Source organism: Duganella aquatilis, from assembly GCF_009674565.1.
In the GTDB taxonomy this organism is placed as follows: Bacteria; Pseudomonadota; Gammaproteobacteria; order Burkholderiales; family Burkholderiaceae_D; genus Rugamonas; species Rugamonas aquatilis.
In genome coordinates this window covers 91,398-106,565 of sequence record NZ_WKJL01000008.1, presented here as the reverse complement: position 1 = coordinate 106,565, position 15,168 = coordinate 91,398, and the positions used below count along the sequence as shown (strand labels likewise).

The 15,168-nt window shown below is 63.1% G+C and carries 17 protein-coding genes and 1 tRNA gene; 10 read left to right on the top strand and 8 right to left on the bottom strand.

What is annotated here, in order from left to right:
- Positions 1–69 precede the first annotated feature (69 nt).
- Positions 70–957 carry a LysR family transcriptional regulator gene (locus tag GJ698_RS13185; RefSeq protein WP_229259969.1) on the top strand — a complete coding sequence of 296 codons (888 nt, stop codon included), beginning with the start codon at positions 70–72 and terminating at the stop codon, positions 955–957.
- Here the strand turns inward: GJ698_RS13185 and GJ698_RS13180 are convergent.
- Positions 954–2,141: a tetratricopeptide repeat protein gene (locus GJ698_RS13180; RefSeq protein ID WP_166454859.1), complete on the bottom strand. Its 1,188-nt coding sequence runs from the start codon at positions 2,139–2,141 to the stop codon at positions 954–956. The genes GJ698_RS13185 and GJ698_RS13180 overlap by 4 nt on opposite strands.
- A gap of 70 nt (positions 2,142–2,211) precedes the next feature.
- Here GJ698_RS13180 and GJ698_RS13175 point away from each other — a divergent pair, with 70 nt between their 5' ends.
- Positions 2,212–3,303 (top strand): helix-turn-helix transcriptional regulator, encoded by a 1,092-nt coding sequence (locus tag GJ698_RS13175; RefSeq protein ID WP_154358077.1) that lies wholly within the window; start codon positions 2,212–2,214, stop codon positions 3,301–3,303.
- A gap of 77 nt (positions 3,304–3,380) precedes the next feature.
- Positions 3,381–4,844: an amidohydrolase family protein gene (locus GJ698_RS13170; RefSeq protein ID WP_154358076.1), complete on the top strand. Its 1,464-nt coding sequence runs from the start codon at positions 3,381–3,383 to the stop codon at positions 4,842–4,844.
- Here the strand turns inward: GJ698_RS13170 and GJ698_RS13165 are convergent, their stop codons facing one another.
- The 4 genes from GJ698_RS13165 to GJ698_RS13150 all read right to left on the bottom strand — a co-directional run bounded on the left by GJ698_RS13165 (position 4,845) and on the right by GJ698_RS13150 (position 7,436).
- The gene (locus GJ698_RS13165) at positions 4,845–5,285 is read right to left on the bottom strand and encodes a hypothetical protein (RefSeq protein ID WP_154358075.1); all 441 of its coding nucleotides are present in this window, start codon (positions 5,283–5,285) and stop codon (positions 4,845–4,847) included. It lies immediately after the preceding gene.
- A gap of 58 nt (positions 5,286–5,343) precedes the next feature.
- On the bottom strand, positions 5,344–6,297 hold the full coding sequence (locus tag GJ698_RS13160) for an NAD(P)H-dependent flavin oxidoreductase (protein ID WP_154358074.1): 954 nt from the start codon (positions 6,295–6,297) through the stop codon (positions 5,344–5,346).
- A gap of 90 nt (positions 6,298–6,387) precedes the next feature.
- Positions 6,388–7,296: an MBL fold metallo-hydrolase gene (locus GJ698_RS13155; protein ID WP_154358073.1), complete on the bottom strand. Its 909-nt coding sequence runs from the start codon at positions 7,294–7,296 to the stop codon at positions 6,388–6,390.
- Positions 7,293–7,436 (bottom strand): DUF1289 domain-containing protein, encoded by a 144-nt coding sequence (locus GJ698_RS13150; RefSeq protein WP_307766654.1) that lies wholly within the window; start codon positions 7,434–7,436, stop codon positions 7,293–7,295. The genes GJ698_RS13155 and GJ698_RS13150 overlap by 4 nt, the downstream gene beginning before the upstream one ends.
- Positions 7,437–7,594: 158 nt before the next feature.
- Here GJ698_RS13150 and GJ698_RS13145 point away from each other — a divergent pair, with 158 nt between their 5' ends.
- Both GJ698_RS13145 and GJ698_RS13140 read left to right on the top strand, forming a co-directional pair.
- Positions 7,595–8,008, top strand: a complete 414-nt coding sequence (locus GJ698_RS13145) for a ribbon-helix-helix domain-containing protein (RefSeq protein ID WP_166455026.1) — start codon at positions 7,595–7,597, stop codon at positions 8,006–8,008.
- Positions 8,009–8,040: 32 nt separating this feature from the next.
- Complete coding sequence (locus GJ698_RS13140; RefSeq protein ID WP_154358154.1) at positions 8,041–9,174, top strand: extracellular catalytic domain type 1 short-chain-length polyhydroxyalkanoate depolymerase; 1,134 nt, start codon at positions 8,041–8,043, stop codon at positions 9,172–9,174.
- On the opposite strand, the gene GJ698_RS13135 is transcribed toward GJ698_RS13140, so the two are convergent.
- Positions 9,175–9,612, bottom strand: a complete 438-nt coding sequence (locus tag GJ698_RS13135) for a hypothetical protein (protein ID WP_154358070.1) — start codon at positions 9,610–9,612, stop codon at positions 9,175–9,177.
- A 21-nt stretch (positions 9,613–9,633) separates the two neighbouring features.
- Positions 9,634–9,852: a cysteine-rich CWC family protein gene (locus tag GJ698_RS13130; protein ID WP_154358069.1), complete on the bottom strand. Its 219-nt coding sequence runs from the start codon at positions 9,850–9,852 to the stop codon at positions 9,634–9,636.
- Between the two features lie 143 nt (positions 9,853–9,995).
- On the opposite strand from GJ698_RS13130, the gene argB reads away from it, so the two are divergent.
- The gene (gene argB / locus GJ698_RS13125) at positions 9,996–10,889 is read left to right on the top strand and encodes an acetylglutamate kinase (RefSeq protein WP_154358068.1); all 894 of its coding nucleotides are present in this window, start codon (positions 9,996–9,998) and stop codon (positions 10,887–10,889) included.
- 47 nt (positions 10,890–10,936) lie between these two features.
- Positions 10,937–11,011 (top strand) — tRNA-Thr (locus tag GJ698_RS13120).
- A 24-nt stretch (positions 11,012–11,035) separates the two neighbouring features.
- Here the strand turns inward: GJ698_RS13120 and GJ698_RS13115 are convergent.
- On the bottom strand, positions 11,036–11,896 hold the full coding sequence (locus tag GJ698_RS13115) for a TraB/GumN family protein (protein ID WP_229259968.1): 861 nt from the start codon (positions 11,894–11,896) through the stop codon (positions 11,036–11,038).
- A 65-nt stretch (positions 11,897–11,961) separates the two neighbouring features.
- Between GJ698_RS13115 and GJ698_RS13110 the strand changes: the two genes are divergently transcribed.
- Genes GJ698_RS13110 through pabB form a run of 3 tightly spaced genes read left to right on the top strand, consistent with a single transcriptional unit; the run spans position 11,962 to position 15,167 of the window.
- On the top strand, positions 11,962–12,687 hold the full coding sequence (locus GJ698_RS13110; protein WP_371865290.1) for a pyrimidine 5'-nucleotidase: 726 nt from the start codon (positions 11,962–11,964) through the stop codon (positions 12,685–12,687).
- Positions 12,688–12,716: 29 nt separating this feature from the next.
- Positions 12,717–13,292, top strand: coding sequence for a nucleoid occlusion factor SlmA (slmA, locus tag GJ698_RS13105; protein ID WP_154358066.1), 576 nt, complete (start codon positions 12,717–12,719; stop codon positions 13,290–13,292).
- Between the two features lie 3 nt (positions 13,293–13,295).
- On the top strand, positions 13,296–15,167 hold the full coding sequence (gene pabB / locus GJ698_RS13100; RefSeq protein WP_154358065.1) for an aminodeoxychorismate synthase component I: 1,872 nt from the start codon (positions 13,296–13,298) through the stop codon (positions 15,165–15,167).
- Position 15,168 lies beyond the last annotated feature (1 nt).

Genomic DNA, 15,168 nt, shown 5'->3' with positions numbered 1-15,168 from the left:
GCCAAAAAATCCACAATCCGCTTAAAATGCAAAGGCTTGTTGATGCAGGCGCAACGAACAGGACGCTCAATGGACATGCTGAAGGAAATGGCGATCTTCGCCCAGGTGGTGGACTCAGGCGGCTTTTCAGCGGCGGCGCGGCACCTGGGCGTGACCACCTCCGCCGTCAGCCGCCACGTGGCGCGGCTGGAGGCGCATCTCGGCGGCAGGCTGCTGTTGCGCACCACGCGCGCCTTGTCGCTGACGGAACTGGGGCAGCAGGTGCATGCCGCCTGCGCGCGGATGCTGAGCACCGCGCGCGAAGTGCACGCCATGGCCGGCAGCTACAGTGCGCGGCCGAATGGCGTGATCCGCGTCAGCGCGCCGGTGGTGTTCGGCCTGACCTGGCTGGCGCCGCGCCTGCCGGATTTTCTTGCGCAGTATCCTGAAGTCGATGTGCGCCTGACGCTGATCGACCGCACCGTGGACCTGGCCGAAGACGGCGTCGATCTGGCCATCCGTATCGCCCGCGATTTGTCGCCGGGGCTGGCCGCGCGGCCGCTGTGCGCGATGCGCTATGTGCTGGTGGCGTCGCCGGCGTATCTCGCCAGGCATGGCGCGCCTGCTGCGCCGGACGATTTGCCGTCGCACGCCTGCTGCTATCTGGGCTACGGCAGTTTCGGCCCGGACTGGCGCATGAAACGCGGCGATGAACAGGTCGACATCCATGTCGCATCGCGCCTGACCATCAACAACAGCGCCGCCATCGTCACGCTCGCCGAGGCTGGCGGCGCGATTGGCCTGGTGCCGGATTTTGCCGCCCGCGCGGCGCTGGAGGCGGAACGCCTGCAACTGCTGCTGCCGGATTGGGAATTTGACGATCCCTACACCGGCAGCATCCACGCCGTCTACACGCCCGGCCGCCACCTTGCGCTCAAAGTGCGCGCACTGATCGACTACCTGGTACAGGCGGTTTAAGGACGCATGGCGTAGGTGTTGACGAACTTGCGGATACCGTCCGGGTGCGCAGTTTTCCACGCTTCGAATTCGGCGCGCCAGGATTCCCGGTAAGCCAGCAGCATCAGCCCTGCCTCCAGCTGGTCGTCTTTGGCCAGCATGCGGAGATTCAGCAGCGCGGGATCGCTGATATCCGCGCCGCCATTGGCCACCGTTTCATCGATGATGGCCAGGCCGGCGCGCCAGGCCTGTACTTCGATCGCAAACGGCTGGTCCGCGACTTTCTCCTGCTGGTTTTTGCTACGCGCATTGATTTCATACTGCGCCACCGCCAGCCATAGCGCACCGTCCGGCACCTGCTTGCCGGCGCCGGTGAAGTCGGAATCGAGCTTGATGGTGAATTTGCCGCTTTCCGGGTCCAGCACCACGCGCGACCTGCGCTTCAGGTTCAGCGCCGTCAGCGGATAACCCTGTTTGTTGCGGAAGGACGCCAGCTTGTCCCACGTCGGCAACTGGTTCGGCTGTGCCGCAACGCCGTTGAACAGCGCCGTTTCGTAGGCCGACCATTTGCCCTGCCATCCCAGCGCATCGGCCAGGAAGCGCCATGCCTGGCCGTTGAGCGGTTCGATCTCGGTGGCCTTGCGGAAGCGTTCTTCGGCTTCCGGCCACTTCTTCTGCACGAAGAAGCAGTCGCCGGCGTTTACTTCGGCGGTGGAATACAGGGGGTCAAGCCGCAACGACTCATCGTATTTGGCGAGCGCCTCTTCCGGCTTGTTCGACTGGAACAGCACTTCGCCTTCCTGCATCGCCTTCCATGCCGCCTGGTTCGGCATGTGCAGCGGCGCCGGCTTGTCGTCGGTCAGGTTGCGCAGTACTTCCTGCGCCAGCGGATCGTCCGCGCCCAACGTGAGTGCCTGCCGCGCCACGCTCTCTGCCTGCTGTCGCAGCCTGGCCGCCGCATCGCCTTTGGCGTTGAACGAGGCCTTGAACAGCACATTGGCGATGCCTGCCAGCGGCACAGAGGCGGCCGGATCGGCCTTGGCGGCCTCCTGGAATTTGGCGATCCCTTCCTGATACTTGCCCTGTGCGACCAGCACATTGGCTTCACTCACCAACGGTTCGGCCGCCTTGTTCGGCAACACCGCCGCATGACCGGCGGCGCAGACCAGCGCCAACGACAGACCCACCGCACCCACAGTTTTCATCGTTCCACCCTCCGCAATATTGAGTGAATTGTAATTGCTTTGAGTTATAAAAAATGTCAGCATTTGTATCATGGTGAATACAATCATTTCCTGGCTGTTTTTGGCAGCCATCGCCCAGGCGATTTTTCTCAGCATCGCGCTGCTCAACCCGCGCCAGCCGGAAATGCGCACCGCCAACCGCTTGCTGTCGGCGCTGCTGCTGATTTTTTCAGCAATCATCGGTCATGCCTGGCTGGGGCTGAATCATCTGTACCGCGACTATCCGCACAGCGCGCTGGCCATCGTCACGCTGGGGCTGGCGGTGGGGCCGCTGCTGTATCTCTACCTGCATGCGATGCTGTCGGACCAGCCGCTGGGCCGGCGCGCATGGCTGCATTTCGTCCCGTTCGCGGTCGCCACGCTCGCCATGCTGCCTTTCTACCTGCGTTCGGCCGACGAAAAACTGGCCTGGATGCGCCAGTGGCACGGCTGGCCATGGTATCTGGCGCTGGCGGCGGTGGCCAAACTGCTGATCCTGTTCTTCTACCTGCGCGCCGGCTACCGGCTGGTGCGGCGCGTGCCGGCTGATTCGGCGCTGGTGGCCGACCTGCGCCGGCTGATGCGCCTCTGGCTGCTCAGCGCGGTCCTGAGCGTGGCGGCCGTGGTCATGGCGGCCGTCGACGCCGACCTGCCGCTATCGGTCGAAGCGGTCGATGGCGGCGCGCTGATGCTCTTCGTGTTCGCCACCGCCTATACCGCGATGCGATTGCCGCTGGGCTATCGTCCGCAAACGCTGCCGCCACCCAAGCCTCGTTACGCCGACAAACAGTTATCCACAACCGACCGCGACGCTTTCCTGGCACGCCTGACCACCTGCATGGAGCGCGACCAGCCTTACCGCAATGGCGATCTGAAGCTGGAAGACCTGGCAGCCCAGGTGGCGATGACGCCACACGAACTGTCCCAGCTGATCAACCAGCATTGCGGCGCCAATTTTGCCGATTACCTGAACCGTTATCGTGTCGAAGCGCTCAAAATCTCCCTGCAGCAGACCAGCGCCAGCATCCTCGACCTGGCGCTGATCGCAGGATTTAACAGTAAAAGCGCGATGAACCGGGCTTTTAAAAAATCGACCGGCATGACGCCGGGCGAGTTCCGCGAACAGGCCAAAACCGTCGCGTAGCGGGTGCCAAATCATCATTTGCGACGCAAACCGGCGCTGGCGACGCGACACTGGGTCATCTCAACAAGGAGCCCAGCATGAAACTCACCTACCTTCTCGCCAGCCTGTTCATCTGCGCGCCGGCCCTCGCCGGCCAGACCTGGATCACCAACGTCAAACTGGTGTCGCCGGAAAAACTGGACCGCATCGACACCGGCAGCGTCCTGATCCAGGACGAACGCATCGTGCGCGTGGAGCGCAACACCAAAGCCGCCGCGCCCAAAGGCGCCACCCGCATCGACGGCAAGGGCTACTACCTGACGCCCGGCCTGATCGACTCCCACGTCCACCTGTTTGCCGTGCCCGGCATGAGCTTCGAGCAGGCCGACCACATGCAGGAGATGGCCAAGGCCTACTTCGCGCAAATGCCGCGATCCTATCTCTATTATGGCTATACGACGGTGATCGACCTGGCTGCCGGCAGCCGCGAATTCATCGACCGGGTCAAGGCCATGCCGCTGCATCCGGATATTTACGACTGCGGCGCGCCGCTGGTGTTTGCCAACGGCTATCCCTCTTCCTACGCGCCGCCCGAACACCGCTTCGAGGTGTTTTCCAACTTCATCTACGACCCGGCGCAGGCCGATAAAATTCCCGCGCGCTACAAGCCGGAGGATTACACGCCGGCCAAAGGTGTCGCCCGCGTCAAGGCGGATGGCGCGGTCTGCGTCAAAACCCACTACGAACACGGCTTCGGCAACCAGCGCAACCTGCCGGTGATGAGTCCTGCCGTCTACGGCGAAGTGCGCGCGGCGGCAACCAGGGATGGCCTGACGCTGGTCACGCACGGCAATTCCTTCGAAGCGCAGACCTTCGCCGTCAACGGCGGCGTCGACGTGTTGGCCCACGGCATGTGGCACTGGGGCGCGATGAACAATGCGCCTGAGCTGCCGGACGAAATCAAGCAGCTGCTGGATAAAATCGTCGAGCGCAATATCGGCTACCAGCCAACCATGCAGGTGCTGTACGGCCTGCGCGCCTATGTCGATCCGGAATACCTGAACACGCCGGCGCTGGCCAGGCTGCTGCCGCCGACCATGCTGGCCTGGCTGAAAACGCCGGAAGGCAACTGGTTCAAGGAGGAAGTGGCGGAAGAAGATCAAACCGACGAGGCAGTCCGCCAGGGCATGGAAGCGCCGCTGCGCCGCCAGCGCCAGGTGGTTGCCTATTTGGCGAGCAAGAACGCGAACTTCCTGTTCGGCACCGACACGCCGTCGTCGCCAACCTACGGCAACATCCCCGGCCTGAACGGCTACCTGGAGATGCAGAACCTGCGCAAAGCCGGCCTGTCGCTGGAGCAGATTTTAAAGGCGGCCACTATCAACAATGCCCGCGCCTTCCACCTGGACAAGGATGTCGGCACCATTGAGCCGGGCAAGCTGGCCAACCTGGTGCTGATGAAGGAATCGCCATTGAAGGACGTGCGCGCCTACGACACCGTGGACACCGTCTGGGTACGCGGCAAGCCGACGGCGCGCGCCAGCCTGGCTGTTACCGAGTGATTATTGAGTCACTTCGAGCCAGTTGGCGTTGTCCGGCGCAGGTGCGTTGTAGCGCACGCCGGCGTAACTGCCGGTACGGGTCACATACGCCTCGCGCCAATCGCGTTCCAGCTGGGTTTGTGCCACACGCCCCTGGGCCTGGCCGTTGTTGTAGCGCGCGGTGGCGTTCATCCAGGCGGCGACGCGGGCTTCCACAGCGGCGACGGCGGCTTGCGTTTCTTCGCTGCGGTCGCGCGCCATCAATTCGCCGGCGCATTCGCGCCATTGGGCGATTTGCCGGGCAACGCGCTTCACGCCGACGGTGGAGGATGACATGGCGGGAATCGACGGCTGCACGCAATGTACGGCAGGCGCCGGAACGATCACGGTCTCGACGTCTGCGTGAGCGGCGGCGCTGCTCAGGACCAGCGCCGCGATAAACAAGGTGTGCTGCATTTTCATGGCATCTCCAATTGTGTTCAGGCCATATTACCTGAAAAGCAACTGAAAAATGCAATATTTACAAGGCCAGGCGGGCGCGGGCGGCGTCGTACTCGCGCTTGAGGCGTTCGACCATTTCGCCGGCCGATGGAATGTCGTCCATCAGGCCCACGCCCTGGCCTGCGCCCCAGATGTCGCGCCAGGCTTTGGCGCTGCTGGAGCCGAAGTTCATCGCGGTCTTGTCGGCGGTCGGCAGCGCGTCCGGGTCGAGGCCGGCGGCCACGATGGATTTTTTCAGGTAATTGCCGTGAACGCCGGTGAACAGGTTCGAATAGACGATATCTGCCGCCGTCGATTCCACGATCGCCTCGCGATAACCGTCGCTGACGTTGGATTCCTTGGTCGCCAGCCAGCGCGAGCCGATGTACGCGAAGTCCGCCCCCATGGCCTGGGCCGCCAGGATGGCATCGCCGGTGGCAATCGAGCCGGACAGCGCGATCGGTCCCTTGAAGAACTTGCGCACCTCGCCCACCAGCGCGAACGGCGACAGCGTGCCGGCATGGCCGCCGGCGCCGCTGGCCACCAGGATCAGGCCGTCAACGCCGGCTTCCAGCGCTTTTTCCGCGTGGCGGATCGAAACGATGTCGTGCAGCACGATGCCGCCGTAGCTGTGGATGGCGTCCAGCATCTCTTTCGGCGGCGCGCGCAGCGAAGAAATGATGATCGGAATCTGGTGCTTCACACACACTTCCACGTCATGCGCCAGGCGGTCGTTCGACTGGTGCACGATCTGGTTGACGGCGATCGGGCCGACGCGCTTGTCCGGGTTGGCGGCCTGGAACTCGGCCAGCTCTTTTTGCAGATCGGTCAGCCACACATCCAGCAGCTCGGCCGGACGCGCATTCAGCGCCGGGAAGGAGCCGACGATGCCAGCCTTGCATTGGGCCGCCACCAGCGCCGGACCACTGGCGATGAACATCGGGGATGCGATGACGGGAAGGGTGAGGTTTTGCAAGACTGCTGGCAGGGTCATGGCGTACTCGCTGACGTGAGTTGATCGGTGCGAACGATTATAGATCGAAAATAGTACGATCGTGCCTAAACTAGGGCGATTACTCTACATTTAGTCGTTAAGTAAGTACTCACCATCGATATGGGCCGCTGCACTGCGCACCAATTGGCTGACCGCCCATTTGCCGAGTTCCTCCGGCGACTGCTTGAGGAAGTTGGTATTTGCTGCCGCAAACACCGGCATCGAGGTCAGCAGCACCGGCACATCGGTCAGCGCGATGCGCTGGCGTTCCAGCAGCAGGAACTTGAGCAGCACCTTCAGCGCGTTCTGCGCGTTGCGCACCGGATCGGCCGACAGGTATTCCAGCCGCGAACGGGCGCGGGCCAGCGCACCGGCCACGTCGGTGAACGGCGCGCCGTGGCCGGGAATGACCACGCGCACGTCCAGCCCGGCGATCAGGTCCAGCGTGGCGCGCTCTTCGGCAAAGCCGGACGCGCCTTCCAGCTCGGGAAAGATGACGCCGAAGCCGTTTTCCCACAAGGCGTCGGCCGATACCAGCACCTTCTCTTGCGGACAGTAAAAGATCAGCGAGTGCGGATCGTGGCCCGGCGCGGCCAGCGCCTGCCATTCCATGTCGGCCAGTTGCAGCACGTCGCCGGGCGAGATGGTGGCGTCAAAGGTGAAGCGGTCGCAGCGCTGACCGGTGGCCTTGAAGCTGAGCGCTTCCACGTCCCAGTGGCGCACCTTGTCGGCTTCCGCCACGGGAATCGAGGTCTTGCAGCCGAAATGCGCCTGCAGGATGGCGTTGCCGCCGCAATGGTCGGAATGCAAATGGGTGTTGAGGATCTGGTCCAGATGGCGGCCGTGCAGCACGTGGCGCACCAGTTCCAGCGTCTGCGGCGCGTGGCTGACGTAGCCGGTATCGATAATCGCCGTGTCGTGGCGGCCCAGCAGCACGATGTTGTTGGAAGAGAGCCAACCGCGCTCAAACACCTGTATCGAATCCGGCAGCGCGTTCATTCTTCCTCGTCGAATCGGATGGTTTGCCGGCGCAGCGGCAGTTCCGCCCACACCGCGCGCTTGTAGACGTCGTCGGCCTTGCTCCAGGCGATGATTTCCTCGATGGTGCGCAGGCAGCCCATGCAATAGCGCCGCTCCATGTCCATCTTGCACAGACTGACACAAGGGGAGGGGACAGGCGGCGCGCTTATGTTGTTTACTTCACTCATGCAGCCATTATGCCGCGAAGCCGCTTGACTTGGGGGCTTGAAAGCGTAGACTCACCATCCATATAGATGGCTAATAGATGGAGATATACGTGGCCAAGCAAGAAATCAAGCTGAAGACTGCCGAATCAGAAAAGATCACCATCAATCTCGGTCCGATCGACTTAGGACAGATTGACCTGCTGGTACAGGAAGGGTTTTACTCGAATCGTACCGATCTGATACGCACGGCAATCCGCAATCAGCTGAACCAGCACGCCGAGGTGGTCAAGCAGACCGTGGCGCGCAAGAGCCTGGTACTGGGCATGCAGCACTATTCGCGCGCCGACCTGGAAGCGATCCAGGCGGCGGGCGAGCGGCTGCAGATCCAGGTACTGGGCCTGGCCAGCATCGCCAGCGACGTTTCGGTCGAACTGGCGCTGGCGACGATCGAATCCATTTTTGTACTCGGCTCGCTGCACGCCAGCGCTGTCCTCAAGACCGCACTGGCGACGCGCATCCATTAAGGAGTGCCATGAAGCTCAATTTTTTAACGCAAATGCGCGAAGCTGCGCAGCAAATACTCGGCAAGGGCATGCATCTGCATCGCCCGGCCGCACAACCGACCATGCGCGATATTAATCCGCCGCCACCCAACGCGGCGCCGTCCACGCCGGAGCAGGAGGCGGCGCATGCGCGCGCCCAGGCGCCGAATCCGGCCACGCATCCGGCCGAGTTCGCGCAGGACATGCTGAACCGCATGGGCATCAAGCTGGATCTACAGGCCAATCTGGACCGCGCCATCGATCTCGGTTCGCTGCATCATGCGCCGGCGTCGGAGCCGTTGCCGGAAGGCGCGCAATTTATCCGCGGCAGCTACAGCAATCACGCCGGCATGCGCAACTACAAGCTGTACATCCCGTCGAGCTACCACGGCCAGGCCATGCCGCTGCTGGTGATGCTGCACGGCTGCACGCAGAATCCGGATGACTTCGCGGCCGGAACGCAGATGAATCAGGTGGCGGAGGAAATGGGCTGTTTCGTGGTGTATCCGGAGCAGCCGGCCAATGCCAATCACTCCAAGTGCTGGAACTGGTTCAATGCGATCGACCAGCAGCGCGGACAGGGCGAGCCGTCCATCATTGCCGGCATCGCGCAGCAGATCATCGAGACGTATCCGGTCAATGAACGCCAGGTGTATGTGGCGGGCCTGTCGGCCGGCGGTGCGATGGCGGTGATTGTCGGCACGTTGTATCCGGAGCTGTTTGCGGCGGTCGGTGTGCACTCGGGCTTGCCGTTTGCGTCGGCGCAGGATTTGCCGTCGGCGCTGACGGCCATGAAGCGCGGCGTCAACAAGGCGGCCAAGGCGGGCAATGGTTCGCAGCCGATCATCGTCTTCCATGGCGACAGCGACACCACGGTCAATCCACGCAACGGCGAGCAGGTGATGGCGCAGCGGCTGCATCACCATCGCGGCGCGCGGCCGTCGGTGCAATCGGGTGCGGTGCCGAACGGCTACAGCTACACGCAGACCACGCACACCACGGCGGATGGCACGCCGCTGGGCGAACACTGGGTGGTGCATGGCGCCGGCCATGCGTGGTCGGGCGGCAGTTCGTCCGGCAGCTACACCGACGCCAAAGGCCCGGACGCCAGCCGCGAAATGCTGCGCTTCTTCCGCACGGTGAGCTGATTAAAACTTTCGCAGGATGAGACCGGCAATGGTGAGCACATTGGTGATCATCAGCCCGGCCATCCAGAAGGTGAGCTTGTCGATGCGGTTCGTCAGATTTTGATCGCGCATCACGGCTTGCTGATCATGAAGATCCATTCGCGCCACCAGCGCCGCCTGTCTGGCTTGGTCGTACCGGGCTTCGCTTTGCTCTAAACGTATGCGGGCTTCCTGACGAGCCTGCTCTAGCCGCGCTTGTGCTTCGCGGCGGCCGTCGTCGATGCGATCGCGCAGTTCGTCGAAACGCATCAACATTTCCTGATGGTGCGTCTCTTCCGTGCGCTGCAAGGAGGCGAGAATGCTGGTGACGTTGTCCATATTGGTCTCCAGCCGCACGATGCGGACTAGATGGCCATCTTGGATACCGCTACTTTGATTGTCAAGCGAGGTGGAGTTCATTGGAGCGCTCCCATACCGGGGTTATGCGCTATTGTCGAGTGGCTTATCCGGCAAGGTTTGCGACTGCTCAATGATGTGCTGCTTCAGACACGCCGGGCACCAGCAACTGGCGCCGGGCGCGGACGGCACCGGCACCGACGGCGGCAGGTAGGTGCACCAGCATGGCTGGTCGGAGAGGGCTGGATCGGCATCCTTCATGGCGCAGGAGAACTGCGTGCCGCAGCGGGAACAGGTACTCATCGCCTCAGCGTAATGGAGCTTGCAGGAAATTACAACCGGATGGCCCTATAATGCGTACTTGAAGCGCCAACAGGCTGTAAAATTGCGCCCAAAATCTTTCTACCGGACTCGCCATGACCCAACTGACCAATTTGAACTTAGGCATGAATGACGATTTGACTGCGGTCGCTCCGCAAATCAAGGCGCAGATTTTGGCTGAGGCTCTCCCTTACATCCGTAACTACCACGGCAAAACCATTGTCATCAAATACGGCGGCAACGCCATGACCGACGAACGCCTGAAACACGGCTTCGCGCGCGATGTCATTTTGCTCAAACTGGTGGGCATGAATCCGGTCGTCGTGCACGGCGGCGGTCCGCAGATCGACAACGCACTGAAAAAAATCGGCAAGCAAGGCACCTTCGTGCAAGGCATGCGCATTACCGACGAAGAAACCATGGAAGTGGTGGAGTGGGTGCTGGGCGGCGAAGTGCAGCAGGACATCGTGATGTTGATTAATCACTACGGCGGCCAGGCAGTCGGCCTGACCGGCAAGGACGGCGGCCTGATCCGCGCCCGCAAGATGGCCATGCCCGACAAGGACAATCCAGGCCAGACGCTCGACATCGGCTTCGTCGGCGAAATCGAAGCGATCAATCCGGCCGTTGTGAAAGCGCTGCAGGACGACGCCTTCATCCCGATCATCTCGCCGATCGGTTTCGGCCAGGACGGCCAGGCCTACAACATCAACGCCGACGTCGTCGCCGGCAAGATCGCGGAAATCCTGAAAGCCGAAAAGCTGATCATGATGACCAACATCGCCGGCGTGCAGGACAAGCAGGGCAACCTGGTGACCGACCTGTCGGCGCGCGAGATCGACGAGATGTTCGCCGACGGCACGATTTCGGGCGGCATGCTGCCTAAAATTTCATCAGCCCTGGATGCGGCCAAGTCCGGCGTCAACACCGTTCACATCATTGATGGACGAATTGAGCATTCTTTGTTGCTCGAAGTCTTGACCGAGCAGGCATTTGGCACTATGATCCGGTCTCACTGAAAAAAAGGCGGTCTCGCCGGAAGTCGGTGAAACCGCCACATTTGTATGCCCTTTTAGCTCAGTGGTAGAGCACTCCCTTGGTAAGGGAGAGGCCACGTGTTCAATCCACGTAAAGGGCACCATCTCTCCTGCAGTACCCTTCCCCCTTAGTAAATCCGTTCCACCGTCAGCCCGCGTTTGCGCAGCAGTTCCGGCACGCTTGTCTTGCCGATCAGATGCAGCACGCCGATTGCCGCCACACTGTTGTTTTCACGCGCCATCAGTTTGACCATGCCGTCGGCCAGCGCTGGATTGCGGCCTTCCAGCAACACCTTCTGCACGAAACGGCCCGAGAAGGTCTGATCCTGCTCCGCCTTCAACGCCAGCGCCTCCAGCGCCTTGACGTCGGCATGGCGCCACGCGTCGGCGATCTCGCGCGCCTGGTAGGCCTGCTCCTTGTCCTCGATGCCTTCGATGGCCTCCTGCAGGAACACCAGCTGCTCGGCCGCCGACATCTGGTCGAACAGCGCCATCTGGCTGTCGGCCGATTCCAGCTCGACGATTTTCTGGCCGGCGTCATGCGCCTGCTTCGACAGGTGCGCATCCACCGCCAGCGACGCCTCGTAACCCTGCGCGGCAAATTCGCTGACGGTCAGCAGGCTGGCCAGCAGCCACGGCTTCATCGCCGCCACCGTCTGCGGTTCGATGTTGTACTGCTGGAGCAAACGGTCGAGCCGCTGGCGCCACGCCGGCGCCAATGCCGGCGCGCCCTTGGCGGCCAGGCCGTGCTGCTGCACCGCGCGCGCCAGCTGTTGCGGATCGCCGAGCGGATCGATCTCCAGCGCCAGCGCCGGCGCGTTCTTCAGCAGGCCGGCCAGGCGCGGCTCCAGCGGATAGAAATCCCTGGCGCCGACGTGGATGGTGCCGAACAGGTACAGCGTGTGCCCGCCCTGCTGCACCTTGAACAGCGCGCCGCGGTTCGGCGCCGCGCCCTGCTCCGCCGCCGCGGCCGGACCGAAGGCAAACAAGAACAAACTGCAGAACAACACTATAATCTGGCGGCGCATTCGTGACCTTTGCTGATAGAGATGACGTGAATATTACCCGCTCCACACCCGTATGGCTGTTTGATCTTGATAACACCCTGCACAACGCCTCGCACGCCATCTTCCCCTCGATCATGGCGGGCATGAACGCCTACCTCGCGCGGCTGCTGGGAGACGGCGTCACGCCCGCCAGCGAAGAGCTGGTGAACGCCACCCGCACCATGTACTGGCAACGCTACGGCGCCACCACGCTGGGCGTGGTCAAGCACCATGGCGTCAAGGCCACGCACTTTCTCGATGAAACCCACCGCTTCGACGACCTCAACGCGATGATCCGCGCCGAACGCGGCCTGCGCCAGCTGCTGCGCCGCCTGCCCGGCCGCAAAATTTTGCTGACCAATGCGCCGCACCGCTATTCGTCGCAGGTGCTGCGGCACCTGGGCTTGCAGCGCCACTTCCAGCACCACATCGCAGTGGAGGCAATGACGGTTCACCGCCACATGCGGCCCAAGCCATCCAAGCTGATGTTGCGCAAGCTGATGCGCCGCCACCAATTGACGCCGCGCCGCTGCATCCTGGTGGAAGACACGCTGGCCAATTTGCGCAGCGCGCGCGAGCTGGGGATGCGCACCGCCTGGGTCACGCAATACCTGACCATTGGCGACACGGCCGGCCTGGCCCATCCGCAAAAAAGGTTAATTCGCCCCGCTTACGTCGATGTCAAAGTAAAATCCGTCAGAAACCTGCCGTCACGCCTGCACCAGTTGCGCTGACCAACTCACTATTTAACCCGCGAGATCATATGGCAAGCACACCGCCAGGCCAGCGCCGTTTGCAGATTCTGCAGGCGCTGGCGGAGATGCTGGAACAGCCCAAGGGCGACAAGATCACCACCGCTGCGCTGGCGCGCAAGCTGGCCTTTTCGGAAGCCGCGCTGTACCGGCATTTCGCCAGCAAGGCGCAGATGTTCGAAGGACTGATCGAGTTCATCGAATCAACCGTCTTCGGCCTGATCAACCAGATCGCCGACCGCCAGACCGACGGCCTGGCGCAGGCGCGCGACATTGTCGGCATGCTGCTCAACTTCGCCAGCCAGAATCCCGGCATGACGCGGGTGCTGATCGGCGAGGCGCTGGTGAATGAAGACGACCGCCTGCAACTGCGCATGAACCAGTTCTATGACCGCGTGGAGCTGGCGCTGAAACAGGCGCTGCGTCTGGCCGCCAGCGAAGGCCAGGCGCACGAAGCCGACGCCACCGCGCGCGCGGCGATGCTGACCAGTTTTGTCATCGGCCGCTGGCACCGTTACGCCAAGAGCGGCTTCAAGAACAATCCGTCGCAGGATGCGGCGCTGCATATCACCCTGTTGCTATCGTAAGTCATGACCACCGAAGTATTCGCCCTGCTGGACGACGCCAGCCCGCAAGGTCTCCAGACCGGCAGCCGTTCGCGCCTGTACACCGGCCACGCCGGCACGCTGCGCTGCGACGACATCGCAACGTGGCCGCAACTGCTGGACCAGATGCAGGCGGCGCTGGCGCGCGGCGAATACGCGGTGACCGTGTGCAGCTACGAGCTTGGCGAAGAACTGCTGGCGCGGGCGCCGGACCAGGCGCCGCCGCGCGCGCGCGCCACGCCGCTGGCGCAGATCCTGCTGTTCAAGCACTGCGCGCTGCTGACGGCGGCCGAAGTCGGCGACTGGCTGGCGGCGCGCTCCTTCCCCATCGACCGCCCGGCCGGCATCGCCAACATCCATCCCAATATCGATCAGGAAGCGTTTAGCGGCGCCCTGGCGCGCATTCACGACTATATTGCGGCCGGCGACACCTACCAGGTCAATTACACCTTCAGGCTGCGTTTTGACGCGTTTGGCGGCATCCACGCCCTGTACACGCGGCTGCGCGGCCGCCAGCCGGTGCCCTATGGCGCGCTGATCGCGCTGGACGACGGCACGGCGGTGCTGTCGCTGTCGCCGGAACTGTTCGTGCGCCATGAGGATGACGTGCTGACCGCGCGGCCGATGAAAGGCACGGCGCCGGCCGCGCCGCCGGCGCAGACCGCCGAGAACATCCTGCGCGCCACCAACCTGGCCGCCGATCCGAAGAACCGCGCCGAGAACCTGATGATCGTCGACCTGCTGCGCAACGACATCGCGCGCGTGGCGGTGACCGGCAGCGTCGAAGTGCCGGCGCTGTTTGAAGTGCACCGCTACGCCAGCGTGCTGCAGATGACGTCGACCATCACCGCGCGGCTGCGCGAAGACGCCACGCTGGCCGACATCTTCGACGCGCTGTATCCCTGCGGCTCGATCACCGGCGCGCCGAAACGCCGCACCATGGAAATCATCCGCGAGCTGGAACCGGATGCGCGCGGCATCTACACCGGCGCCATCGGCTGGTTCGATCCGCGCAAGGACGGCAGCCGCGGCAAGGTCGGCGACTTCTGCATGTCGGTGCCGATCCGCACGCTGACCTTGCAGCCGCAGGGTGCGGATGGCGTGCGGCGTGGCGAAATGGGCGTCGGCGCCGGCATCGTCTTCGACAGCAACGCCAGTGACGAATACGCCGAGTGCAAACTGAAGGCGCGCTTCCTCACCGGCCTGCAAAACGACTTCGACATTTTCGAAACCATGCGCGCCACGCCGGGTGGCGGTGTGCGTCATCGCGAGCGGCATGTGCAGCGGCTGGCGGCGTCGGCGGCGTATTTCGGTTTTCCGTGGGATGCGAAGGCGGCGGAGGCGTATCTGGATACCGCTTGCGCCATGCTGGAGCCGCAGCATGCGGCTTACCGGCTGCGGCTGGCGCTGAACCCGTCCGGCGCCTTTTCGGTGCAGCATGCGCCGTTGTCGCCATTGATCGAACCGGTGCGCGTGCTGCTGGCCGAGGATGCCACCAGCAGCGACGATTTGTTCTTGCGTCACAAGACCAGCATTCGACAACGCTACGATGCGGCGTGGCGTGATGCCGAGGCGGTGGGGGCGTTCGATACGCTGTTCTTCAATGAGCGTGGCGAATTGACGGAGGGTGGGCGCAGCAATGTGTTCGTGCGGGTGGACGGCCGCTGGCTGACGCCGCCGCTGAGCAGCGGCGTGCTGCCCGGCGTAATGCGCGGCGTGCTGCTGGACGATCCGGACTGGAACGCCAGCGAAGGGGTAATAACCCGCACGATGCTGGCGGCAGCAGAAGAAATCGTCCTATGCAACGCGCTGCGCGGCGCATTGCGCGTCGTTAGTACCCCTGACGAAAGGGTCTGAC

What these genes read in the sequence shown, in the direction of transcription:
- GJ698_RS13185 (WP_229259969.1), top strand. Translation starts at nt 70, where the DNA reads ATGGACATGCTGAAGGAAATGGCGATCTTCGCCCAGGTGGTGGACTCA.
- GJ698_RS13180 (WP_166454859.1), bottom strand. Translation starts at nt 2,141, where the DNA reads ATGAAAACTGTGGGTGCGGTGGGTCTGTCGTTGGCGCTGGTCTGCGCC.
- GJ698_RS13175 (WP_154358077.1), top strand. Translation starts at nt 2,212, where the DNA reads ATGGTGAATACAATCATTTCCTGGCTGTTTTTGGCAGCCATCGCCCAG.
- GJ698_RS13170 (WP_154358076.1), top strand. Translation starts at nt 3,381, where the DNA reads ATGAAACTCACCTACCTTCTCGCCAGCCTGTTCATCTGCGCGCCGGCC.
- GJ698_RS13165 (WP_154358075.1), bottom strand. Translation starts at nt 5,285, where the DNA reads ATGAAAATGCAGCACACCTTGTTTATCGCGGCGCTGGTCCTGAGCAGC.
- GJ698_RS13160 (WP_154358074.1), bottom strand. Translation starts at nt 6,297, where the DNA reads ATGACCCTGCCAGCAGTCTTGCAAAACCTCACCCTTCCCGTCATCGCA.
- GJ698_RS13155 (WP_154358073.1), bottom strand. Translation starts at nt 7,296, where the DNA reads ATGAACGCGCTGCCGGATTCGATACAGGTGTTTGAGCGCGGTTGGCTC.
- GJ698_RS13150 (WP_307766654.1), bottom strand. Translation starts at nt 7,436, where the DNA reads ATGGAGCGGCGCTATTGCATGGGCTGCCTGCGCACCATCGAGGAAATC.
- GJ698_RS13140 (WP_154358154.1), top strand. Translation starts at nt 8,041, where the DNA reads ATGCGCGAAGCTGCGCAGCAAATACTCGGCAAGGGCATGCATCTGCAT.
- GJ698_RS13135 (WP_154358070.1), bottom strand. Translation starts at nt 9,612, where the DNA reads ATGAACTCCACCTCGCTTGACAATCAAAGTAGCGGTATCCAAGATGGC.
- GJ698_RS13130 (WP_154358069.1), bottom strand. Translation starts at nt 9,852, where the DNA reads ATGAGTACCTGTTCCCGCTGCGGCACGCAGTTCTCCTGCGCCATGAAG.
- argB (WP_154358068.1), top strand. Translation starts at nt 9,996, where the DNA reads ATGAATGACGATTTGACTGCGGTCGCTCCGCAAATCAAGGCGCAGATT.
- slmA (WP_154358066.1), top strand. Translation starts at nt 12,717, where the DNA reads ATGGCAAGCACACCGCCAGGCCAGCGCCGTTTGCAGATTCTGCAGGCG.
- pabB (WP_154358065.1), top strand. Translation starts at nt 13,296, where the DNA reads ATGACCACCGAAGTATTCGCCCTGCTGGACGACGCCAGCCCGCAAGGT.